Consider the following 22,104-nt stretch of genomic DNA (forward strand, 5'->3'; position numbering starts at 1 on the left):
CGGCTGGCAGGAGCTCTACAGCAAGAACCGCTCCACCGTCGGTGGCGACCCCAACATGATCCTCGTGGGTCAGCACCTGTCGCTCTAACCCAGCGGCCCCTCAAGACATCGGGCCCCTGACCGCTCGCCACCCCCCCGCGATCGGTCAGGGGCCCGAGTTGTGTCCTCTGGAGGGTCGGGAGCCCGTCGGCGCCACCTGTTCGAAGGCGTAGTAGGCGGCGATGAGGAACTGCACGGCCAGCGTGACCGGAGCCGAAACGAACGCCAGCCCGATGGTCAGGGCGTAGACCACGGTGCCGCCGCTGAAGCGGATCAGGGAACGACGCTCCGCACGCGGATCCATCGGTGCGGCGATCAGCCTGCCGTGTCGTACCGCATGTGCCCACGTCAGGCTGAAGGCCACCGCCGCGAGAAAGAGGTTGGCGCTGTAGACGGCGGCGGCGACGTGCGCGTCGTGGGTGCCGGCATCGAGGTAGCGGGCCATAAGCGCGGTGGGGAACGGCAGCAATGCGGTCCACAACAGCAGAAACAGGTTGAGGAACAGCTGCGGTCGATCGACGCGCACGATCTGCCGGTACATCGAGTGGTGGTTCACCCACATGATGCCGATGATCAGGAAGCTGGTCAGGTAGGCAGCGAAGGCCGGCCACTCGTCGACCAGGGCGTGCCATAGGCCGCCGGAGGTGGCGAGCTCCGGGACTTTGAGCTCAAGGACGAGCAGGGTGATCGCGATCGCGAACACCCCGTCGCTGAAGGCTTCCAGCCGGGCGGTGTCCTTCGAGTCCAGCGCCGACGTCACACCGGACAGATTCTCACGCCCGACCCTCAGGCCGTCGTCGAAAACGCGCCGACGACGCTTGCGCCGTACTCCTGGAGTGTCTCGCGCTTGGCATCGTGCATGAGATAGACCGCGAACTGCGTCGCACCGATGTCGCGCAGTTCTGCCAGCCGCTCCACGTGCCGTTCGACCGGCCCCAGCAGGCAGAACCGGTCGACGATCTCGTCCGGGACGAAGTCCGTGCTGGGGTTGCCGGCGCGGCCGTGGTGGGAGTAGTCGTAGCCCTCGCGCGCGGCGATGTAATCGGTGAGCTGCCGCGGTACCTCGCCCGACGCGGCGCCGTAACGGGCCACCAGGTCCGCGACGTGGTTGCCGACCATGCCCCCGAACCACCGCAGCTGGTCGCGCTGATGCGCGACGTCGGTGCCGACGTAGGCCGGCGCGGCCACGCAGATCGACAAGGAATCCGGATCGCGGCCGGCGGCGGTAGCGGCCGCCTTCACGGCGCCGATCGTCCAGCGTGCGATATCCGGGTCGGCGACCTGCAGCACGAACCCGTCCGCCGCCGCACCGACCAGAGCCAGCGCCTTGGGCCCGTAGCCGGCCATCCAGATCGGCAGCCGGCCGTCGCGGACCCACGGCAGCCGCACCGGCGTCCCGCGATAGTCGATCTCGCGGCCCTCCGCGAGATCGCGGATCTGACCCATCGCGACCCGTAGCGTCGCGAGCGACGCGGGCGGCCGGCCGGTCACCCGTAGAGCCGAGTCACCCCGGCCGATTCCGCAGACGGTGCGGTTGCCGAACATGTCGTTGAGCGTGGCGAAGGCCGACGCGGTGACCGTGACGTCGCGGGTGAGCGGGTTGGTCACCATCGGCCCGACGGTCAGACCGGAGCTCGCGGCCAGGATCTGGGAGTAGATGACGAACGGCTCCTGCCACAGCACCGTCGAGTCGAAGGTCCACGCATACTCGAATCCGCATGCTTCGGCGCGTACCGCGAGGTCGATGACCTCTCTCGCCGGCGGATCCGGCTGCAAGACGACGCCGAACTCCATTCCCGCCCCCTGTCCGTTCGAGCGCTACTGGAGCAACTGACATGCGCCGCGGGTGAGGAACCTCCCGTGTCCCTCTTCGCCGTGGTATCCGTCGGGATCGACGACCACCTGGCCACGCGAGAGCACGACCTCCACCTTGCCGCGCACCTGCCGTCCCTCGTAGGCGGAGTAGTCGACGGACATGTGATGGGTGCTCGCCGAGATCGTGTGGGAGGCGGCCGGGTCGTAGACCACGATGTCGGCGTCGGCGCCGGCCATGATCTCGCCCTTGCGCGGATAGAGGCCGAACATGCGGGCCGGCGTCGTCGCCGTCACATCGACCCAGCGGGACAGGCTGATCTCGCCGTTGACGACACCTTGGTAGATGAGGTCCATCCGGTGTTCGACACCCGGCATGCCGTTGGGGATCTTGGAGAAGTCGCCGAGACCGATCTCCTTCTGCTCCTCGAAGCAGAACGGGCAGTGGTCGGTGGAGACGACCGACAGGGTGTCGGTACGCAGGCCGCGCCACAGCTTCGGTGGATGGTACGACGACCGCAGCGGCGGCGAGGCGACGTACTTCGCCCCCTCGAAGCCCGGCCGGGCCATGTCGTCCTCGGTGAGGAAGAGGTACTGCGGGCAGGTCTCGGCGAAGACGTTGCGGCCGTCGGCGCGTGCCGAGGCGACGGCCATCAGCGCCTGCTCGCAGGAGAGGTGGACGATGTAGAGCGGTGCGCCCGCGACGCCGGCCAGCCGGATCGCCCGCGACGTCGCCTCACCCTCCAGGTCCGGTGGCCGGGTGGTGCCGTGGTGTGCCGGGTCGGTCTCGCCGCGGGCCAGCGCCTGCCCGATCAGTACGTCGATCGCGATGCCGTTCTCGGCATGCATCATGATCATTGAGCCGTTGCCCGCCGCACGCTGCATCGCGCGCAGGATCTCCCCATCGGTCGCGTAGAAAACGCCGGGGTAGGCCATGAAGAGCTTGAAGCTCGTGACGCCCTCGCCCACCAGGCCGTCCATCTCCTTCAGCGTCAGCTCGTTGACGTCGGAGACGATCATGTGGAAGCCGTAGTCGACGGCGCATTTCCCGTCGGCCTTGCCGTGCCATGTGTCGAGGTTCTCCCGGAGCGTCGTTCCCTTGGCCTGTACGGCGAAATCGATGATGGTCGTCGTACCACCCCACGCGGCGGCACGGGTGCCGGAGGCGAAGTCGTCGGCGGAGAAGGTGCCCCCGAACGGCATCTCCATGTGGGTGTGACCGTCGATGCCGCCGGGGACGACATAGCGTCCGGTGGCGTCGATCACCCGGTCGGCGCCGGCCGCCCAACTAGTGACCAGGTCGCTGCCCGGTTCGGCGACGGCGGTGATCCGCTCGCCGTCGACGAGTACGTCGGCCCGGATCGTTCCCGAAGACGACACCACCGTGCCGCCGCTGATCAGGGTGCGCATCGCTGCCTCGCTCTCTGCCTCACGGGACGACGAATGTCAGGGTGCGGTCAGCGGCTCGTAGGTGTCGGGCCGGCGGTCGCGGTAGAAGGCCCACAGGTGGCGGACCTCCTGGAGCACATCGAGGTCGAGGTCACGCACCACGACCTCCTCGTCGGAGTCGGACGCGACGTCGCCGACGACCTGTCCCCGCGGGTCGACGAAGTAGGACTGCCCGTAGAAGTCGTCGTCGCCGAGCGGTTCGACGCCGACCCGGTTTATCGCACCGATGAAGTACTCGTTCGCGACGGCCGCGGCCGGCTGCTCGAGACGCCACAGGTATTCGGAGAGCCCGCGGCTCGTCGCCGACGGGTTGAACACGATCTGCGCCCCCGCCAGCCCGAGCGCCCGCCAGCCCTCCGGGAAGTGCCGCTCGTAGCAGATGTAGACCCCGATCCGCCCGACCGCCGTGTCGAAGGTCGGGTAACCGAGATTGCCCGGCTTGAAGTAGTACTTCTCCCAGAACCCGGTTACCTGCGGGATGTGGTTCTTGCGGTGCTTGCCGAGGTAGCTCCCGTCCGCGTCGATCACCGCGGCGGTGTTGTAGTAGACCCCGGGCTGCTCCTCCTCGTAGACCGGGACGATCAGCACCTGGTGCGTCTCGCGAGCGAGGTCGCACATCATGGTGATCGTCGGCCCGTCCGGCACCCGCTCGGCGTAGGAGTAGTACTGCGGGTCCTGGACCTGGCAGAAATACGGGCCGTAGAAGAGCTCCTGAAGGCAGGTGACCTGCGCGCCCGCCTCGGCCGCAGTGTGGATCGACCGGACGGCGTTCTTGACCATCGTGTCCTTGTCCCCGGTCCATTTGCTCTGCACCAGGGCCGCCCGCACGATATTCGTCACGTTGCTCTCCTCCGGTTACGACTACTGGTTGGTGGGGAAGCCGAGGTCGACGCTGCTGTGCTCCTGCCAACGGGACACGGTGACTTTGGGTCGAGTGTAAAAACGTACGCCGTCCGGCCCGTAGATACTCAGATCTCCGAAGAGCGAGTCCTTCCACCCGCCGAAGGAGTAGAAGGACATCGGCACGGGGATCGGCACGTTGACGCCCATCATTCCGGCCGTGACGTCCATCCGGAACCGGCGGACCATGCCGCCGTCGTTGGTGAAGATCGCGACGCCGTTGCCGCGGGTGTCGGCGTTGATGATTTCGACCGCCTCGTCGTAGGACGCGGCGCGCACCACCGACAGCACCGGACCAAAGACCTCGTCGTCGTAGACCGGCGTGCCCGGACGTACCTGGTCCACCAGCGACGGGCCGAGCCAGTAGCCGCCGGCGTGCCCGTCAACTGTGCGGCCGCGGCCGTCCAGGACGACCGTGCCGCCACCGGTCCGCTCGGGGTCGAGGTAGGACGCGACCTTGTCGCGATGCGCCGCGCTGATCAGCGGCCCCATCTGGCTGGCCGGGTCGGTGCCCGGTCCGACCTGCACCTGCGCCGCCCGCTCCCGGATCCGCTCCACCAGGTCGTCGCCGACCGGGTCGACCGCGACGACGACGGAGATCGCCATGCACCGCTCGCCGGCCGAGCCGAAGCCGGCGCTGACCGCCGCGTCGGCGGCGACGTCGAGGTCGCTGTCGGGCAGCACCACCATGTGGTTCTTCGCCCCGCCGAGCGCCTGTACCCGCTTTCCGTTCCTGGCGGCGGTCTCGTAGATGTGCCGCGCCACCGGGGTCGACCCGACGAAGCTCACCGCGGCGATCTGCGGGTGGTCGAGCACCGCCTCCACGGCCTCCCGATCCCCGTGTACGACGTTGAAGACGCCGTCGGGGAGCCCGGCTTCCGCGAGCAACTCGGCCAGCATGATCGAGGCGCTCGGGTCCTTCTCGCTGGGCTTGAGGACGAACGTGTTGCCGCAGGCGATCGCCAGCGGGAACATCCACATCGGCACCATCGCCGGGAAGTTGAACGGCGTGATGCCGGCGACCACTCCGAGCGGCTGGCGCACGGAGTAGGTGTCGACGTTGGTCGCGACGTTTTCCGAGAACTCACCCTTGAGCAGATGCGCGATACCGCAGGCGAACTCGACCACCTCGAGCCCCCGGTCGAACTCGCCGCGCGCGTCGCTGCGCACCTTGCCGTGCTCGGCACTGACCGTGGCGGCGATCTCGTCGGCATGCTCGAGTAGGAGCTGCCGGAACCGGAAGAGGATCGTCGTACGCCGGGCGAGCGACGTGCGCGACCAGGCCGGAAACGCCTGTGCCGCAGCCTGAACGGCCTGATCCACATCGGTCGCGGTGGCGAAGTCGACATGCGCAGCGACCTCGCCGGTCGTCGGGTCGAACACCTCGCCGTGCCGGGCTGCGGGCTCGCCCCACGGCTTGCCGTTGATCCAGTGCGTGACCCGTTCCACTATTCCTCCTCGGCCCAGCGGGCGTCGTTGATCCGACCAGTGTTTGGCGTGAACGTCACGGGCCCGCCAGGCGGGTGTCGACGGCACCGAGCGCCGCGGTGAGGATGCCGAGACCCTCGTCCGCCTCGTCGGCGGTGACCGACAGCGGCGGCGCGATCCGCAGCACGTTGCCGGCCAGGCCGCCCTTGCCGACGAGCAGTCCGCGCTGTTTCGCCTCCTCGAGCACCAGGCTCGCGGCGGCCGGCGCCGGTGCCCGCGTCACCGGGTCGACCAGGGCGACACCGATCATCAGGCCCTTGCCGCGAACGGCGTCGACCACGGCGTACTTGTCGACGAGCTCGGCCAGCCCGCGCAGCAGCCGACCGCCGATGTCACGCGCGTTGGACTGCAGGTCCTCGCGCAGCAGATAACGCAGGTTGGCCAGCGCACCTGCGGTGACCAGTGGGTTGCCGCCGAACGTCGAGATGCTGTTGGCATTCACCGCGTCGACGAGCTCCGGCCGGCCGACGACGCCACCGATGGACAGTCCGTTGCCGAGCCCCTTGGCGAAGGTCATCAGGTCGGGGCGGACGCCGTGCGCATCGATGCCCCAGAAGTGCTCGCCGGTGCGGCCCCAGCCGGTCTGCACCTCGTCGGAGATGAAGAGGATGCCATAGTCGTCGAGCACTTCCTTGATCGCGCCGAAGAACCCGTCCGGCGGCGTGATGAACCCGCCGACACCCTGTATCGGCTCGGCGATGAGGCAGGCGACATCGCCGGCGGTGGTCGTCTCGATGACCTCGCGGACGTCGGCGGCCACCGCGGAGCAGAACTCGGCGTCGGAGAGTCCGCGGAAGGCCCCGCTGCTGCGGTCACCGTTGTGCAGATAGCTGACGGTCACCGGGGTGAGGCTGGAGGCGGACCAACCGCGGTTGCCGGTGATCCCCATTCCCGCGAACGACCGGCCGTGGTAGCTGTTGCGCAGGGCGAGCACCTGGCTGGAACGGCGGTACTGCGTGGCGAAGAGCAGTGCGGCCTCGTTGGCCTCCGTCCCCGAGCAGCCGAAGAACACCTTGGCGTCGGGGATCGCCGAGAGCTCGGCGATCTGCTCGGCGAGCTCGATCATCGGCCGGATCAGGTAGAGCGTCGAGGTGTGCAGCATCCGGGCGGCCTGCTCCTGGATGGCCTCGACGACCTCGGGTACGGCGTACCCGGTCATCGTGGTCAGGATGCCGCCGAAGAAGTCGAGGTAGGTGCGGCCCGCCGCGTCGGTGACGTGCCGTCCGGAGCCGGTGACGAGTTCGATCGGCTCGTCGTAGTAGAGCGCCATCCAGTCCGGCAGCACTGCACGGTGTCGCTGCAGCAACTCCGCGTGCGCGCCGGTCGTCGCGTCGCCTCCGGTCATGTGTGGCCTCCCCACGTCAGCATGCCTCTCCACCGTCGTCCCCGGGCACCACCCGGACAACCCCCTGCGCCCCTCCCGCCCCATTACTCATGATCGTGCCCCATGATCGTGATCGGATCGGTACGGCGTTTCGCCGCTTTATCCGATCACGATCATGAGGTCTGGGGATTGAGGGCTGCGACGCGGCCGGCCCGCCAGGTGCGCGGCAGGGTCGGGTAGAGCACCAGGTAACCGACGAACGCCGCGACCAGGCCGACCACCCAGCTGTAGTCGTAGAGCGGTTTGAGCACCGGGATCAGGCCGTCGGCCGGGAACGGGCCGTTGCCCGGAGCCGAATAGGCCCCGCCGACGGCGAGCACCATCCCGATCAGGCAGGTCACGATCCCGACCGGATTCCATCCGTTCCAGAACCAGTAGCGGCTCTCCGGCAGGTAGAGCTCGGCGAGGTGGAGGCTGGCGCGGTGCACCATCCAGTAGTCGGCGATCAGGATGCCGGCCACCGCCCCGAGCAGGCCGCCGTAGAAGCCGAGCCAGGTGTAGATGTAGATGTGCGGATCGGTCAGCAACCGCCACGGCTGCACCGCGATGCCGACGACGCCGGTGATCAGGCCGCCGGTCCGGAAGCTGACGAACCGCGGGGCCAGGTTGGAGAAGTCGTAGGACGGGCTGACCGTGTTGGCGGCGACGTTGGTCGCCAGCGTCGCCACGACGACGGTGATCAGCGCGAAGGCGATCGCCACCGGGTTGCTCAGCTTGCCGGACAGCTTGATCGGGTCCCAGATCGGAGCGCCGTAGACCACCTGCGTGCCGGACGTGATCAGCACGGCAATTAAGGAGAAGAAGGTCATGGTGGTGGGCAGCCCCAGGACCTGGCCCCAGGCCTGCTTGCGCTGGCTGCCGCCGAACCGGGTGAAGTCCGGGATGTTGAGCGACAGCGTGGACCAGAACGCGATCATGCCCATCAGGGACGGGAAGAAGACCGGCCAGAACTTCGACCCCCAGCCGAGCTTCGAGCCCTCGTGCACCAGCGGGCCGAGGCCGTGCGCCTTGATCGAGATGTAGATCAACAGGGCGATCGCCCCGACGAGCACGAACGGCGCCGCCCAGTTCTCGAACCGGCGCAGGGTGTCCATGCCGCGCAGGATGATGGCCATCTCCAGCACCCAGAAGATCGCGAAGGACAGCCACTGGGTCCACGCATAGCCGTAGACGACCGAGGCGTCGGCCCAGCCGTGCCCGGCCAGGGCCCCGATGAGGACGAAGATCCCCTCGCCTCCGATCCACGTCTGGATCCCGAACCAGCCGCAGGCGATCAGGGCCCGGAGTACGGCGGCAAGGTTGGCGCCGCGGATCCCGAAGGAGGCCCGCGCGAAGACGGGGAACGGGATTCCGTACTTGGTGCCGGCGTGGCTGTTGAGCAGCATCGGGATCAGCACGAGAAGGTTGCCGAGTGCGATGGTCAGGATGGCCTGCACCCAGCCCATGCCGAGGGCGATCAGCCCGGAGGCGAGCAGGTAGCTGGGGATGTTGTGGGCCATCCCGACCCAGAGCGCGGCGAAGTTGTAGGTGGTCCAGCGTCGCTCGTCGATCGTCGTGGGCGCGAGATCGTCATTGCAGTACTTACTCGTCTGAAGTCGGGCGTCGGTGACGTCGAGGGTCACCCGTCCGTCGGGCAGTTGTTGCTGCAGATCGTCGACCACCGCCATGTCGGCCTCCGCCAAGAGATGAACATTCGACGGGACACCCTACGACGCCGCGCCGGGACTCCCTACCCCCCGCGGCGGATGGCCGGTTTATGCGGTTTTGGTCGGGCGGTCAGCCCACCCAGACCGTCTTGGCGTTACAGAACTCGCGGATACCGAGGTCGGCGAGCTCCCGCCCGTAGCCGGACCGCTTGATCCCGCCGAACGGCAGCTGCGGGTGGGAGGTCACCATCCCGTTGACGAAGACCTGCCCCGCGGCGAGGTCGGCCACGAGGCGCTCCTGCTCCGGCGGGTCGGAGGTCCAGGCGTTGGAGCCCAGGCCGAAGGTCGTCGCGTTGGCGATGTCGATGGCCTCGTCGATGTCGGCGGCGCGGAACAGAGTCGCGACCGGACCGAAGGACTCCTCGGCGTAGAGCCGCATCTGTGTGGTGATGCCGGCGAGCACCGTCGGTGGGTAGAACCAGCCCGGCCGGTCCGGGCGTTGTCCGCCGCAGAGGACCTGCGCACCTTTGCTCACGGCGTCGGCGACGAGTTCCTCGAGGTCGGTGCGACCCTGCTCGGTGGCGACCGGACCGACGTCGGTGTCCTCGTCGGCCGGATCGCCGACGACCAGTGACGACATCCGCTCGACGAACTGCGCGGCGAAGTCGTCGTAGACGTCGGTGTGGACGATGAACCGCTTCGCGGCGATGCAGGACTGTCCGTTGTTCTGCACCCGGGCGGTGACCGCCGTCGAGACGGCCCTGTCGAGGTCGGCCGAGGGCATGACGACGAAGGCGTCGCTGCCGCCGAGTTCGAGGACCGTCTTCTTGACCTCGTCGCCGGCGATCTTCGCCACCGACCGGCCGGCCGGCTCGCTGCCGGTGAGGGTGGCGGCGGCGACCCGGGGGTCGCGCAGCACGGCCTCGACGTCGCCCGCCCCGATGAGCAGGGTCTGGAAACAGCCGGACGGGAAGCCGGCGCGGGTGAAGAGCTCACCGAGGTAGAGCGCGGTCTGCGGGACGTTGGAGGCATGCTTGAGCAGGCCGACGTTGCCGGCCATCAGGGCCGGTGCGGCGAAGCGGACCACCTGCCAGAGCGGGAAGTTCCACGGCATCACTGCAAGTACGACGCCGAGCGGCTGGTAGCGCACGTAGGCCCGGCTGGCGTTGACCGCCCCCGCGTCGGCCGGGACGTCGGAGAGGAAGGACTCGGCGTTCTCCGCGTAATAGCGCATCCCGGTGGCGCACTTCACTGCCTCCGCCCGCGCGGAGACGAGCGTCTTCCCCATCTCCGTCGTCATAGTCGCGGCGATCGCGTCCTGCTCCTGCTCCAGCAGGTCGGCGGCGCGGGTCATCCATTCCGCCCGCTGGACGAACGCCGTCCGCCGGAAGGAGTCGAAGGTCGCCGCCGCCAGGGCGATCCGCTCCTCGACCTCGTCGTGGGTGAGCGAGTCGAAGGTCTTGACCGTCTCACCCGTCGCCGGGTTGACCGTTGCGAAGGCCATGTCGCCGTCCTTTCCGCACCACACGTCCCCTAGTGAACGTACGACTCGAACGTACAAGCACCCTGGGTCGAGCGTCAGGCGGTGCGGCGATCGACCGCGGCTCAGCCGCGGTGCAGATCGTCGAGAGCCAGGTTGAGCTTGACCACGTTGACGCCCGGCTCGCCCAGGAAGCCGAGGCCGCGACCCCGGGTCTGGGCGCGGACCAGACTGCGCACCGTCGCCGGAGCGATCCCGCGGGCCCGGGCCACCCGGTCGACCTGGATGGCCGCGTACGCCGGGGAGATCTCCGGGTCCAGTCCGCTGCCGCTCGCGGTCACCGCGTCGGCAGGGACGGCCGGATCGGCGGGTGCGTTGCCCCGGATCGGGACCGTCACCCCACGGCTGTAGTCCTCGCCGAACTTCGCGCACTCGACGCGTACCCCGTCGTACCGGGACAGGAACGGCGTCGTCGGGCAGGCCTGGTTGACGCTCACGACCCGCACGACCCGGCCGACGGTCCCGTTGCTGTGGATGACGGACAGCACCGCACCCACGCCGTCCGGCGTACAGAACGGCCGGGCCCCGCTGACCCCGTCGGACTTCCCGACGGCGAGGCTGCGGCTGCAGACCTGGGTGAGCAGGCTCTGGGTACCGGTGTCGGCCTTGTCCTTCGGGTTGGGCAGCGTGTCAACGATGTTCTCCGGACCGAGGTTGCTGGCCGAGCTGGCGGTCGGGTCGTAGCCGTCCCCGGCGGCCGAGGGCCGGCTCTGGAAGTACTTCGGGATCGCGTTGCCGGCCTTGTCGGTGAACGACTGGCCGATCAGCGACGATCCGACCCGCTTTCCGTCGGCGGCATTGACGAACGACCCGTTCGCCCTGCTGTTCAGGCCGGGGATCTGACCGATGCCGAAGACCACCAGCGGGTAGGCGACGCCGAGGACGACGGTGAACACGAGCAGGATCCGTAGCGCGGCGATGTGCTGACGGAGCCAATTGGGTAGGCGGTCCATTGTTACCTGATTCCCGGGATGAACTGGATGAGCAGGTCGATGAGCTTGATTCCGATGAACGGCGCGATCAGACCGCCGACACCGTAGATGTAGAGGTTGCGACGGAGCATGCTTGCGGCATTGCTCGGGCGATAGCGCACGCCACGAAGTGCCAGTGGGATCAACGCGATGATGACGAGCGCATTGAAGATGACGGCCGACAGGATTGCCGACTCCGGCGAGTGCAGCCCCATGATGTTGAGCCTGCCCAGACCCGAGTAGACGCCGGCAAACATTGCCGGGATAATCGCGAAGTACTTCGCGACGTCGTTGGCGATCGAGAAGGTTGTCAGAGCGCCGCGGGTGATCAGCAGTTGCTTGCCGATCTCCACGACCTCGATCAGCTTCGTGGGGTTGGAGTCGAGGTCGACCATGTTGCCGGCCTCTTTGGCCGCCGACGTACCGGTGTTCATCGCGACGCCGACGTCGGCCTGGGCGAGTGCGGGGGCGTCGTTGGTGCCGTCCCCGGTCATCGCGACAAGCTTCCCGCCCTCCTGCTCCTTGCGGATCAGCGCCATCTTGTCCTCGGGCGTCGCTTCGGCGAGAAAGTCGTCGACACCGGCCTCGTCGGCGATCGCCCTGGCGGTCAGCGGGTTGTCGCCGGTGATCATGACGGTGCGGATGCCCATCCGACGCATCTCGTCGAAGCGCTCCCGCATGCCCTGCTTCACGACATCCTTGAGGTGGATGACGCCGAGGACGCGTGCTCTACCGTCGACCTTCTCGGCGACGACGAGCGGCGTGCCACCCGAGGCCGAGATGCCGTCGACGGTCGAGCCGATCTCATCGGGCACCTGCTGCCCGCTCTCCCGCACCCACGCGATCACCGCCGCGGCCGCGCCCTTGCGGACCTGGCGCGGTCGGCCGTTGTGCGACGCGAGGTCTACGCCGGACATCCGGGTCTGGGCGCTGAACTCGACGAAGGTCGCGCCGCCGAGTTCGCCTTCGGTCCGTTCCCGCAGGCCGTATTCGGTCTTGGCGAGGACGACGATGCTGCGGCCCTCGGGTGTCTCGTCGGCGAGGCTGGACAAGTGGGCGCCGTCGGCGAGCTCCGCTGCGTCGACCCCGGTCACCGGTATGAACTCGCTCGCCTGCCGGTTTCCGAGCGTGATCGTGCCCGTCTTGTCGAGCAGCAGGGTGTTGACGTCGCCGGCCGCCTCGACGGCCCGACCGGACATGGCGAGCACATTCCGTTGCACGAGCCGGTCCATGCCGGCGATACCGATGGCCGAGAGCAGCGCACCGATGGTCGTCGGAATCAGACAGACGAGGAGGCTGACGAGAACGATGCCGCTGAGTCCCTGCGCGCCCAGGGCGGCGGTGTCGGGGACGCCGGGCTGGCTGACCTTGGAGAAGATGGCCAGCGGCTGCAGAGTGGCGACGGCGAGCAGGAAGATGACAGTCAACGCCGCGAGCAGGATGTTGAGCGCGATCTCGTTGGGGGTCTTCTGGCGCGACGCGCCTTCGACGAGAGCGATCATCCGGTCGATGAAGCTCTCCCCCGGCCGTTGTGTCACCTCGACGACGATCTGGTCGGAGAGCACCTTCGTCCCTCCGGTCACCGCCGACCGGTCACCGCCCGATTCGCGGATTACCGGCGCGGATTCACCGGTGATCGCGGACTCGTCGACGCTGGCGACGCCGTCGACGACGTCGCCGTCCGCCGGGATCGTCTCCCCTGCGGCGACGACCACGTGGTCGCCCATCTGTAGTTGCGGCGCGGACACCGACTCCACCCGGTCGACGGCGACCGGCCGATCCGGGTCCCACGCGAGCAGCCGCCGGGCCATGGTGTCGGTCTTGGCGCGACGCAGCGTCTCGGCCTGCGCCTTGCCTCGTCCTTCGGCCACCGCCTCGGCGAGGTTCGCGAAGTAGACCGTGAGCCACAGCCACGCGGTGATCAGCCAGCCGAAGACACTGGAGTTGGCGATCGCCAGCACCGTCGTGAACACTGCACCGATCTCGCAGATGAACATGACCGGGTTGTGCCACAGGGTGCGTGGATCGAGCTTGCGCAGGGCGTCCGGGGTCGACCGCCACAGCTGCTTCGGGTCGAGCAGTCCGCCGGATACCCGCCGCGGGCCGTTCGGCTCGGACGCCGCCTCGGTCATCGGAACCTCGGCCGGAATGACGGTCATTTAGTGCAGCCCTTCTGCGAGCGGTCCCAGCGCGAGCGCGGGGAAATAGGTGAGTGCGACGACGATGATGACGACGCCGGCCACCATTCCGACGAACTGCGGTCGATACGTCGGCAGGGTTCCGGCCGATTCGGGGACCGGTTTCTGTTGAGCCAGCGACCCGGCCAGTGCGATGACGAACACCATCGGCAGGTACCGCGCGACCAACATGGCCAGGCCAAGGGCGGTGTTCCACCAGGTGGTATCCACCGACAACCCGGCGAACGCCGAGCCGTTGTTGTTGCTCGCCGACATGAAGGCGTAGAGCACCTCGGACAGACCGTGCGGGCCGGAATTGAGCATGCTGGCCCGTTCGCCGGGTAACGCCATCGCAAACGCCGTACCGATGAGGACACAGGCGGGAGTAGCCAGGATGTATAACGCGGCGAACTTGATTTCGCGTCCGCCGAGTTTCTTCCCGAGATACTCCGGTGTTCGCCCGATCATCAGCCCGGCGACGAACACCGCGATGATCGCGAGCACGAGAATGCCGTACAGGCCGGACCCGGTGCCGCCGGGCGCGATCTCGCCCAACCCCATGTCGACGATCGTCACCATGCCGCCGATCGATGTGTAGGAGTCGTGGAACGAGTCGACGGCGCCCGTCGAGGTCAGGGTCGTTGAGGACGCGAATACCGCCGATTGCGGTACACCGAAGCGTGCCTCCGTCCCTTCGGTCGAGGCGCCGACGGCGACCGGCACGGTCCCGTGATGGGCGACCTGGTAGCCGACGTTCACTCCGACACTGATCAGCGCGAGCAGGGCCATCACCGCGACGATTGCCCGTCCCTGCCGCCGGTCGCCCACCATCCGCCCGAAGGTCCGCGGCAGCGAGAAACTGATCGCGAGCAGCAGGTAGATCTGGATCCAGTTGGTCCACGTCGTGGGGTTTTCGAACGGGTGCGCCGAGTTGGCGTTGAAGAAGCCGCCGCCGTTGGTTCCGAACTGCTTGATGGCCTCCTGCGAGGCGACCGGGCCCCCGGGAATGGACTGTTTGCCGCCGGTGACCGTCGTGACGGTGGTGAAGGCGTGGAAGTTGTCGATCGCGCCGGCACCGATGAAGACGATCGCCATGACGAACGAGATCGGGAGCAGGATCCGCAGGCAGGTCCTGGTCAGGTCCACCCAGAAGTTTCCGAGCTTGTTGGTCCGGTGTCGCGCGAAGCCGCGTACCAACGTGATGGCGACGACGATGCCGACCGCGGCGGACACGAAGTTCTGGACGGCCAGACCGGCCATCTGCACCAGGTAGCCGGCGGCGGACTCACCGGAGTACGCCTGCCAGTTGGTGTTGGTGGCGAAGCTGGCAGCGGTGTTGAACGCGAGGTCAGGTTTGAATCCCGGAAAGCCGAGGTTGAGGAACAATGCGTGCTGAATCCTCAGGAACAAGTAGAGAAAGAGCACGGAGACCAGGGAGAACGCCAGCATGCTCCGCAGGTACGTCGGCCACGGCTGCTCGACGTCCGGGTTGACCCCGGTCAGTCGGTAGACCCCGCGCTCAACGCGGCTGTGGCTCGTCCGTGTGAAGACGCGGGCCATGTAGTCGCCGAGGAAGCGATAGGTGATGGCCAACGCCACCGCAAGCGAGGCGATGAAGATGATGACGGCGGTGGTGTCACTCATTCAGAACCGCTCCGGGAACACTAGCGCGAGGACGAGGAAAACTGTCAGGAGTGCGGCCAGGATGAGTCCGACCAGATTGGCGGCGCTCACAGCTTCTCGGCTCCCTTCGCCGCCAGGGCCAGCAGACCAAAGACACCCAGAATGACCAGGACGAAGATGAAGTCCGTCATGACTTCCTCGCTCTCGAGACGAACCCGAGCCACTCGGTACCTTTCGGCGAGTGCTCGACGACGCCCCGATTCAACGCGCGGTCACGGACAACTGTCACCATGAAGACGGCCCTGATACGCGCGCGACGAAAGTATTAACGAGCTATATACGGCGGCGGCGTTGACGCACGACTGCGTCCAGGAAGATTAGCTCGGCGAAGTATGTGTCTCTGCAGTATCCGGGCGTCCGGTGCATAACTCGTCGAGCCGCTCGAGGGTTTTGCTCATGCTCTCGATCCAGATCCGACCGCCGTCCATGGCGACGCGCTCGTCCTCGGGCGCTGCCCCCATCGCGCATCGGGCGCGGAGGCGTCCGGGTGTCCACACCCGGCCTCCGGCTCCCAGCCGATGCGGCGGTCGCGTTCGTACTCCACGACGTGGTTGTTCATCTCGTAGTCGCCGTGCTCGGAGTAGTACATCTGCTCCGTGTACTCACGATCAGCGCCTCCCGGTCCCGGGTGGTCCCCGGTGAACCGGAAAGCCTCAGACGCCGGCGGCGGTGACGATGAAGTCGGTGATGAAGCCCGCCAGCAGGCCGATCAGTATGCCCCAGGCGAGTAGATCGCGGCGACTGGACTTCGACCCGACACCGATCAGCTGGATCACGACGTAGAGGATCGAGCCGGCGGCCAGGGTCAGGAAGATGACGCTGACCGGCTCAGAGGTGACGGAGTGCCCGATCAAGGTGCCGAGGAAGGTGGGGCCACCGCCGATCAGGCCCAGCATCAGCAGGAACGGCCAGCTCGGTCGGTCGGCCTCAATGTCGGCGGTCAGGGGCGCGGTGATGCCGAACCCTTCGGTTGCGTTGTGCAGACCGAACCCGATCACCAGCAGCACCGCGAGGCTGATGTCGCCGCTGCCGGCCGATCCGCCGATCGCCAACCCTTCGGCGAAGTTGTGCAGGCCGATCCCCACGGCGATCAGCAGAGCGAGCCGGCGGGCGGGCGCCCAGGTCGCGATCCCGGACCGATGGTCGACGTCGAGCTCCCCCGCCGTCATCGCGCCAGGCCCCGCCCGGCGCGGCGTGGCCGCCCGCTTGCCGAGCGACCGCTCGTAGTAGACCAGCGACATCAGCCCGACGATCAGCCCGGCGCCGAAGAGGATGCCGTAGCCGAACACCGGCCCGATCCCGCCGCTGTGATCGTGCAGGTGGGTCAGCGCGGTGTCGATCGGCTCGTACGCCGCCGACAGCACGTCCCAGACGAGGAACAGCAGTACTCCGACAGCGATCGCGTTGAGCATCAGACGCAGGTTGGGTGCGGGTCGGCGCAGCCGTCCCACCGGGAGGCCGAGCACGATCGTGACTCCGGCGATGAAGCCGAGCAGCAGGGTCTGTCCGAGGCCCATGGCGAGTTACTCCTCCGGGGTGCGGTGCCAACGGCGCGAACCGTACCAGCATTAGGTTAGGCAACCCTAACCCGCGGGGTCGCACGACGGAAGACCTCACGGGTTACCGTTGCACGATGATCGCGCCGGACCGCCTCGCCGTCTTCGCGCTGACCGCGTTCGTGCTCATCGTCATCCCCGGACCCAGCGTCCTTTTCGTCGTCAGCCGCGCGCTCTCCTACGGTCGCCGCGCCGCGCTGCGGACGGTGGTCGGCAACGCATTGGGCGAAGGCGTGATCGTGGTCGCCGTTGCGGTCGGTGTCGGTGCGCTGGTCGAAGAGTCCGTCCTGGTGTTCACCATCATGAAGCTGGTCGGCGCCGCCTATCTGATCCTGCTCGGGATCAAGGCGATCCGGGACCGTCGCTCGCTGGTCACGCTCCTCGAGCCCGCCGTCGCACCACGCACCGACCGGCGGACACTCCTCGACGGCGTCGTGGTGGGGCTCACCAACCCGAAGTCGCTCATCTTCTTCGCCGCGATCCTTCCGCAGTTCGCCAACCGATCCGCCGGCCACGTTCCGCTGCAGCTGATCGTCCTCGGCGTGATCTTCATCTTGATCGCGTTGGTCTCCGACACCGCGTGGGGCATCGCGGCGGGCGGCCTGCGCACCTGGTTCGCCCGCTCGCCCCGACGGCTCGAACGGATCGGAGGTGCGGGCGGCCTGGTGATGATCGGCCTCGGCACCCGACTCGCCCTGACCGGTCGACACGACTGACCCGAGCACCGAAGCGATGAATTCCTCAACCGCCGGGGGTCATAGGCGCATGAACACACTCACCTGCCACATCTCGGTCTCGCTCGACGGCTTCGTCGCCGGGGCAAACCAGACCGCCAAGGATCCGCTCGGACAAGGCGGCGAGCGCCTTCACGAGTGGGCGTTCAACACCGACAGCTGGCGCCGGCGCCACGGGCTGGAGGAAGGCGAGCGGACCACCAGCTCCGATGTCATCGACGAGGTCTCCACCGGTGTCGGCGCGGTCATCATGGGCCGCAAGATGTTCGCCGGGGCCGGTCCGTGGGACGAGTCGTGGCGGGGCTGGTGGGGCGAGGACCCGCCGTTCCATGTCCCGGTCTTCGTCCTCACCCACAACAAGCGTGAGCCGCTGCCGATGCAGGGCGGCACGACCTTCAACTTCGTCACCGACGGGATCGAGTCCGCGCTCGAGCAGGCCCGCAGTGCCGCGGGCGGGAAGAACATCCTGGTGGCCGGCGGAGCGAGCGCCGTACAGCAGTACCTCGCGGCGGGGTTGCTGGACGAGCTCTATCTACACATCGCCCCGGTCGTTCTCGGAGCCGGGGAGCGGCTACTCGACAATGTCGGCGACCCCACCCTCGAGCCCGTGAAGGTGGTCGCCTCGCCCGGCGTCACCCACATCAAGTACCGCGTGGACCACGACTCGGCTTGAACGCCACGTTCACGCGGACTGGGGTAGCTGGACCGGCTGGCCCTCGGTCGCGGACGCGTAGGCGGCGAGCACGATTTGTAGCGTGCGCCGGCCGACCGCACCGTCGGGCCGGGCCGGGCGCCCCTCACGGATCGAGGACAGGAACTCCTCCATCATCAGGGCGTCGAGGTTGGTGCCGTAGCTCCGCCAGACCGCTCCCCCGCTGCGGTCGTCGAATCCGTCGACGGCCTGCCCGAACGCGTCGAAGGACGCCGATCCGCCGGCTCCCTCCACGGTGAGCGTCAGACCTCCCCAGGTCGGAAAGGTCTCGGGGCGGTTCCAGCTGCAGTCGATGGTCGCCACCGTGCCGTCGTCGTAGGTGACCGTGACCAACCCGCCGGTCTCGACCTCCACCTCGGGGTGCACGATCCGGTTGGTCTGGGCGTAGACCTCCACCGCGCGGGCGTCGAGCAGGTCGTCGAGCAGATCCGCCAGGTGCACGGTGTGGTCCATCAACGAGCCGCCGCCGGCCAGCTCCGGGTCGGCGAACCAGCTGCGCGCGGCGATCGGGATCCGCCCGTTGTTGGTGCCCGACGCGGAGCGGATCGGGCCGAGCCCACCACCGTGCAGCCGCGCCCGCATGGCCCGGAACCCCGGGTGGAAGCGCACCGGGTACGCCGTCATCAGCGTGACGCCGGAGCGCGTGCATGCGGAGATCATGGCGTCGGCGTCGTCCAGCGTCGTCGCGAGCGGCTTCTCGCACAGCACATGAACTCCGGCCTCCGCGGCCCGCTCGGTGAGGCCGCGGTGCCGGGCGTTCTCGCTGCACACCACCACTGCGTCCGGCGCCCAGGCGAAGAGCTCGTCGTAGTCGTCGACATAGTCGACGTCCAGCTTCTCCGCCAACTCCCGACCGCGAACCTCACCGGGCGCTCCGAGCGCCGACTCCGGGTCGGCGGTCAACAGCGCCACGTCCGGACGCGACCGCAGCAGCGACGCATAGCCTGCGGCATGCACATGGGCGAAGGACAACAGGCCGACCTTCAGCGGTCGGTCGGCCGTCATCGGTGCCGGGGTCACTCGGTCATCTCCTTCGGGCTCACGGCTCGGCCGGTCCGGGCGGATTCCAGTCCGGCGAGCGCGATGTCGAGCGCGGCCAGTCCGTCTTCGGCTCCGACCCGGGTCGGCGGCCCGCCGTCGAGCGCCCCGGCGAATTCCCGCAGCTCGGTGAGGAACGGCGACTCGGTGTGCGCGTCGAGCGGCAGCAGCCCACCGCCCTGCGGGTCGGGCTCGGCCAGGTCCCACGTCACCGCCGGACGCCGGGTCGAGTCGTCTACGAGCAGGCCACTGGACCCGCTCAGCGAGAAGCTGGTGCGGAACACCGTCCGCGGATGACCCCAGGCGCCGGTGATGTGGGTGAGCGCACCACTCTCGTGCGTCAGGACGGCGTACGCCGTCGTCGGCTCGGGATCGCCGCCGGTGATCCGGGCGAAGACCCGTTCGACGTCACCGGCGATCCACCGGGCGAAGTCGATGTCGTGGATCATCTGGTCGACGATGATCCCGCCGGACAGGCCGACGTCGTGGAACCAGCCCCGACTCGGGCCGGCACCCCGGCGGGAGAACCGCAGTACGGCGGGCGTGCCGATGCCTCCCTCGTCGACGGCCCGCTTGGCGGCGGCGTACGCCGGGTAGAACCGGACGACCTGGCCGGGATAGAGCGCCACGCCGGCCGAGCGGCAGGCCTCGATCATCGCCGCGGCCTTCGCGTGGGTGCGGGCGAGCGGCTTCTCGCAGATCACGTGCCGGCCGGCCCGGGCCGCGGCGATCACGATCTCGTCGTGGGTGAAGGTCGGCGTACATACGTCCACCACATCAGCGGCGGCCAGCAACTCGTCGAGGCTCCGGCACACCGTCGCCTCGTGCCGCGCGGCCAGCGCCGGCGCCTGGCCGTCGGTCGAGTGGATCGCCAGTTTCGCGCCGAGCCGCCGCCAGGCGGCAAGGTGCGGCGACGCGATGCCGCCGGCGCCGACGACGCCGACCCGTAGCGGGGCCGTCATCGGCGCCCGTCCTGTCTGTTGCCAGTGGTCATGGGAAGCCATCGTGGCAGAACCGGACGAGCGCGCCGCCGCCGGCAGCGATCAGTGAGAGTGCTGGTCCGCGCGCGTATCGTCGAAGCCGGGTGACGGCCCAGGCGGCCCGTCACCACCGTGGTCATCGTTCGGGCGGGTCAGGAGGTCTTGTGGCGGACTGGGACGGTCACGGACTGCCCCCGGCGGCCGCTGCCCGGATGGAGCGGTTCGGCCGGTCCGGACTCCGCACCTCGCTGCTCCCCGTCGCCGGTGCGGCCGGCGTCGAGGCGGTCGGCCTCAGCCCGGTGGGCGAGGTCATGGGGTGCATGGTCGAGCAGATCGGCTGGCAGGGCTATCGGGGCTGCGGGTACGGCTACGGCTATCAGTACGGCGGCTACGGCTACGGCGGGGGTTACTCGACGCCGACCGTGACCAGCGGGCAGGCCGGCAGCCAGTATTCGGGCTACAAGCCCTACGTCGACGCCCTCTACCGCGGTTACAACACGGCGCTGGAACGGATGGCGACCGAGGCGATCCAGGTGGGCGCCGACGGCATCGTCGGGGTGCGGCTGTCCGCGGAGCGCCTGGGGGGCGGCAACCGCGAGTTCGTCGCGCTGGGCACCGCCGTCCGGGCCCGCGCGCCCGATCGGCCGGCCCGACCCTTCGTCACCGACCTGCCCGGCCAGGACGTCGCCAAGCTGATGACCGCCGGGTGGGTGCCCGTCACGATCGGCATCGGCATCTCGGTCGGCGTACGTCACGACGACTACCGCACCATGGCCCAGTCGTCCTGGGGTGCGGGCAACGTCGAGGTGACCGGCTACACCGAGTTGGTCACCCACGTCCGGGCCGACGCCCGGCACCTCTTCGAGGGCGCGGTGCGCGCGGCCGGTGCCGACGGCGCGATCGTGTCCCGGATGACCATGCACGTGTGGTCGATCGAGCCCGGCGAGGGGCACCGTGACCACGTCTGCGAATCGATGGTGTTCGGCACCACGGTGGCGCGTTTCCACCGCGAGGAGGCGGCGCCGACCTCGGCGTTGACCATCCTCCCGCTGCGACCGCGGACCCAACCATCCGGCAGAACGGAGCGCAAGTGACCGAGATCCCGACCGAACAGGGTGGCGTCCCGACCGATGCCATGCGCCGCCTGGCCGAGATGCGACCGGGCCAGGCCACGAGCCTGTTCACCTCGGACCTGAGCGTCAACGAGTTCCTGCTCGTCCGCGAAGCCGGCTTCCGACCGCTCGGCCTGGTGCTGGGCACCAGCATCTACCACGTCGGTTTCCAGATGGGCCGATGGAGCAAGAACCAGGAGCTCGACACCCTCTCCAGCGCCATGTACCACGCCCGTGAGCTGGCCATGACCCGCATGGAGTCCGAAGCGGATGTGCTCGGCGCCGACGGAATCGTCGGGGTCCGGCTCGACATCGAATTCAAGGAGTTCGGCAGCGATCTCGCCGAGTTCATCGCGGTCGGCACCGCGGTCAAGGCCGACGACGGCGACAACTGGCGCAACAACACCGGGAAGCCCTTCACCTCCGACCTGACCGGCCAGGACTTCTGGACCCTCGTGCAGGCCGGTTACGCGCCGCTCGGCATGGTCATGGGCTCGTGCGTCTACCACATCGCCCACCAGCGGTTCTGGCAGACGATGGGCAACATCGGGCAGAACGTCGAGATCCCGCAATTCACCGAGGCGCTGTACGACGCCCGGGAGCTGGCGATGAGCCGCATGCAGGCCGAGGCCGAGCAGCTGCAGGCCGAGGGCATCGTCGGCGTACAGCTGCTCTCGCTGCCGCACCGGTGGGGCGGGCATACGACGGAGTTCTTCGCGATCGGCACGGCGGTACGCCCGCTGCGCGCCGACCACACCATCACGACGCCGCAGTTGGTCCTCCCGCTGACCGACAGCTGAGAGTTGTAGGGCCGGCGATCCGGGAGGGGTCGACACCGCCTGCCGCATCGCTGTACGACGTGGCGACACGTCGGACGACCCGT

20 protein-coding genes are annotated in these 22,104 nt (G+C 68.4%); 4 read left to right on the plus strand and 16 right to left on the minus strand.

Going from position 1 to position 22,104, the window contains the following annotated elements; genetic code table 11:
- Positions 1-145: 145 nt before the first annotated feature.
- The 14 genes from VGH85_17640 to VGH85_17705 form a co-directional block, all read right to left on the minus strand.
- Positions 146-799, minus strand: a complete 654-nt coding sequence (locus VGH85_17640) for a TMEM175 family protein (protein HEY2175632.1) — start codon at positions 797-799, stop codon at positions 146-148.
- Positions 800-825: 26 nt separating this feature from the next.
- Positions 826-1,833 (minus strand): TIGR03842 family LLM class F420-dependent oxidoreductase, encoded by a 1,008-nt coding sequence (locus tag VGH85_17645; protein HEY2175633.1) that lies wholly within the window; start codon positions 1,831-1,833, stop codon positions 826-828.
- Between the two features lie 24 nt (positions 1,834-1,857).
- Positions 1,858-3,261, minus strand: coding sequence for a dihydropyrimidinase (gene hydA, locus VGH85_17650; protein HEY2175634.1), 1,404 nt, complete (start codon positions 3,259-3,261; stop codon positions 1,858-1,860).
- Positions 3,262-3,297: 36 nt separating this feature from the next.
- On the minus strand, positions 3,298-4,131 hold the full coding sequence (locus tag VGH85_17655) for a nitrilase-related carbon-nitrogen hydrolase (protein ID HEY2175635.1): 834 nt from the start codon (positions 4,129-4,131) through the stop codon (positions 3,298-3,300).
- A gap of 30 nt (positions 4,132-4,161) precedes the next feature.
- Positions 4,162-5,652: a CoA-acylating methylmalonate-semialdehyde dehydrogenase gene (locus VGH85_17660; GenBank protein HEY2175636.1), complete on the minus strand. Its 1,491-nt coding sequence runs from the start codon at positions 5,650-5,652 to the stop codon at positions 4,162-4,164.
- Positions 5,653-5,704: 52 nt separating this feature from the next.
- Positions 5,705-7,033 carry an aspartate aminotransferase family protein gene (locus VGH85_17665; GenBank protein HEY2175637.1) on the minus strand — a complete coding sequence of 443 codons (1,329 nt, stop codon included), beginning with the start codon at positions 7,031-7,033 and terminating at the stop codon, positions 5,705-5,707.
- Between the two features lie 152 nt (positions 7,034-7,185).
- Positions 7,186-8,739, minus strand: a complete 1,554-nt coding sequence (locus tag VGH85_17670; GenBank protein HEY2175638.1) for an NCS1 family nucleobase:cation symporter-1 — start codon at positions 8,737-8,739, stop codon at positions 7,186-7,188.
- 109 nt (positions 8,740-8,848) lie between these two features.
- A complete protein-coding gene (locus VGH85_17675; GenBank protein HEY2175639.1) occupies positions 8,849-10,222 on the minus strand; it encodes an NADP-dependent succinic semialdehyde dehydrogenase in 1,374 nt (457 codons plus the stop codon).
- A 101-nt stretch (positions 10,223-10,323) separates the two neighbouring features.
- Entirely contained in the window at positions 10,324-11,211 is an 888-nt protein-coding gene (locus VGH85_17680; GenBank protein HEY2175640.1) for a potassium-transporting ATPase subunit C, read from the minus strand.
- A gap of 2 nt (positions 11,212-11,213) precedes the next feature.
- On the minus strand, positions 11,214-13,361 hold the full coding sequence (gene kdpB, locus VGH85_17685) for a potassium-transporting ATPase subunit KdpB (GenBank protein HEY2175641.1): 2,148 nt from the start codon (positions 13,359-13,361) through the stop codon (positions 11,214-11,216).
- Between the two features lie 27 nt (positions 13,362-13,388).
- Complete coding sequence (gene kdpA, locus VGH85_17690; GenBank protein HEY2175642.1) at positions 13,389-15,050, minus strand: potassium-transporting ATPase subunit KdpA; 1,662 nt, start codon at positions 15,048-15,050, stop codon at positions 13,389-13,391.
- A complete protein-coding gene (locus tag VGH85_17695) occupies positions 15,051-15,140 on the minus strand; it encodes a potassium-transporting ATPase subunit F (protein HEY2175643.1) in 90 nt (29 codons plus the stop codon).
- A 343-nt stretch (positions 15,141-15,483) separates the two neighbouring features.
- Positions 15,484-15,678, minus strand: a complete 195-nt coding sequence (locus VGH85_17700) for a hypothetical protein (GenBank protein ID HEY2175644.1) — start codon at positions 15,676-15,678, stop codon at positions 15,484-15,486.
- Positions 15,679-15,742: 64 nt separating this feature from the next.
- Positions 15,743-16,606: a ZIP family metal transporter gene (locus VGH85_17705; protein ID HEY2175645.1), complete on the minus strand. Its 864-nt coding sequence runs from the start codon at positions 16,604-16,606 to the stop codon at positions 15,743-15,745.
- A 116-nt stretch (positions 16,607-16,722) separates the two neighbouring features.
- Between VGH85_17705 and VGH85_17710 the strand changes: the two genes are divergently transcribed.
- The gene (locus VGH85_17710) at positions 16,723-17,361 is read left to right on the plus strand and encodes a LysE family translocator (protein HEY2175646.1); all 639 of its coding nucleotides are present in this window, start codon (positions 16,723-16,725) and stop codon (positions 17,359-17,361) included.
- 49 nt (positions 17,362-17,410) lie between these two features.
- Positions 17,411-18,052: a dihydrofolate reductase family protein gene (locus tag VGH85_17715; protein ID HEY2175647.1), complete on the plus strand. Its 642-nt coding sequence runs from the start codon at positions 17,411-17,413 to the stop codon at positions 18,050-18,052.
- A gap of 9 nt (positions 18,053-18,061) precedes the next feature.
- Here the strand turns inward: VGH85_17715 and VGH85_17720 are convergent, their stop codons facing one another.
- A complete protein-coding gene (locus tag VGH85_17720) occupies positions 18,062-19,111 on the minus strand; it encodes a Gfo/Idh/MocA family oxidoreductase (GenBank protein HEY2175648.1) in 1,050 nt (349 codons plus the stop codon).
- Positions 19,108-20,133, minus strand: a complete 1,026-nt coding sequence (locus VGH85_17725) for a Gfo/Idh/MocA family oxidoreductase (protein HEY2175649.1) — start codon at positions 20,131-20,133, stop codon at positions 19,108-19,110. Before VGH85_17725 ends, VGH85_17720 begins: the two co-directional genes overlap by 4 nt.
- Before the next feature lie 140 nt (positions 20,134-20,273).
- Here VGH85_17725 and VGH85_17730 point away from each other — a divergent pair, with 140 nt between their 5' ends.
- On the plus strand, positions 20,274-21,203 hold the full coding sequence (locus tag VGH85_17730) for a heavy metal-binding domain-containing protein (protein ID HEY2175650.1): 930 nt from the start codon (positions 20,274-20,276) through the stop codon (positions 21,201-21,203).
- A 41-nt stretch (positions 21,204-21,244) separates the two neighbouring features.
- Positions 21,245-22,021 (plus strand): heavy metal-binding domain-containing protein, encoded by a 777-nt coding sequence (locus tag VGH85_17735; GenBank protein HEY2175651.1) that lies wholly within the window; start codon positions 21,245-21,247, stop codon positions 22,019-22,021.
- The last annotated feature ends 83 nt before the right edge of the window (positions 22,022-22,104 follow it).

The sequence above is a fragment of the Mycobacteriales bacterium genome (assembly GCA_036497565.1).
GTDB lineage: Bacteria > Actinomycetota > Actinomycetes > Mycobacteriales > QHCD01 > DASXJE01.

Excerpts from the sequence above, each read along its gene's own strand:
- VGH85_17735 (HEY2175651.1), top strand. The coding sequence starts at position 21,245 with ATGCGCCGCCTGGCCGAGATGCGACCGGGCCAGGCCACGAGCCTGTTC.
- VGH85_17670 (HEY2175638.1), bottom strand. The coding sequence starts at position 8,739 with ATGGCGGTGGTCGACGATCTGCAGCAACAACTGCCCGACGGACGGGTG.
- VGH85_17710 (HEY2175646.1), top strand. The coding sequence starts at position 16,723 with ATGATCGCGCCGGACCGCCTCGCCGTCTTCGCGCTGACCGCGTTCGTG.
- VGH85_17725 (HEY2175649.1), bottom strand. The coding sequence starts at position 20,133 with ATGGCTTCCCATGACCACTGGCAACAGACAGGACGGGCGCCGATGACG.
- hydA (HEY2175634.1), bottom strand. The coding sequence starts at position 3,261 with ATGCGCACCCTGATCAGCGGCGGCACGGTGGTGTCGTCTTCGGGAACG.
- VGH85_17680 (HEY2175640.1), bottom strand. The coding sequence starts at position 11,211 with ATGGACCGCCTACCCAATTGGCTCCGTCAGCACATCGCCGCGCTACGG.
- VGH85_17665 (HEY2175637.1), bottom strand. The coding sequence starts at position 7,033 with ATGACCGGAGGCGACGCGACGACCGGCGCGCACGCGGAGTTGCTGCAG.
- VGH85_17675 (HEY2175639.1), bottom strand. The coding sequence starts at position 10,222 with ATGGCCTTCGCAACGGTCAACCCGGCGACGGGTGAGACGGTCAAGACC.
- VGH85_17700 (HEY2175644.1), bottom strand. The coding sequence starts at position 15,678 with ATGTACTACTCCGAGCACGGCGACTACGAGATGAACAACCACGTCGTG.
- kdpB (HEY2175641.1), bottom strand. The coding sequence starts at position 13,361 with ATGACCGAGGCGGCGTCCGAGCCGAACGGCCCGCGGCGGGTATCCGGC.
- VGH85_17645 (HEY2175633.1), bottom strand. The coding sequence starts at position 1,833 with ATGGAGTTCGGCGTCGTCTTGCAGCCGGATCCGCCGGCGAGAGAGGTC.
- kdpA (HEY2175642.1), bottom strand. The coding sequence starts at position 15,050 with ATGAGTGACACCACCGCCGTCATCATCTTCATCGCCTCGCTTGCGGTG.
- VGH85_17715 (HEY2175647.1), top strand. The coding sequence starts at position 17,411 with ATGAACACACTCACCTGCCACATCTCGGTCTCGCTCGACGGCTTCGTC.
- VGH85_17705 (HEY2175645.1), bottom strand. The coding sequence starts at position 16,606 with ATGGGCCTCGGACAGACCCTGCTGCTCGGCTTCATCGCCGGAGTCACG.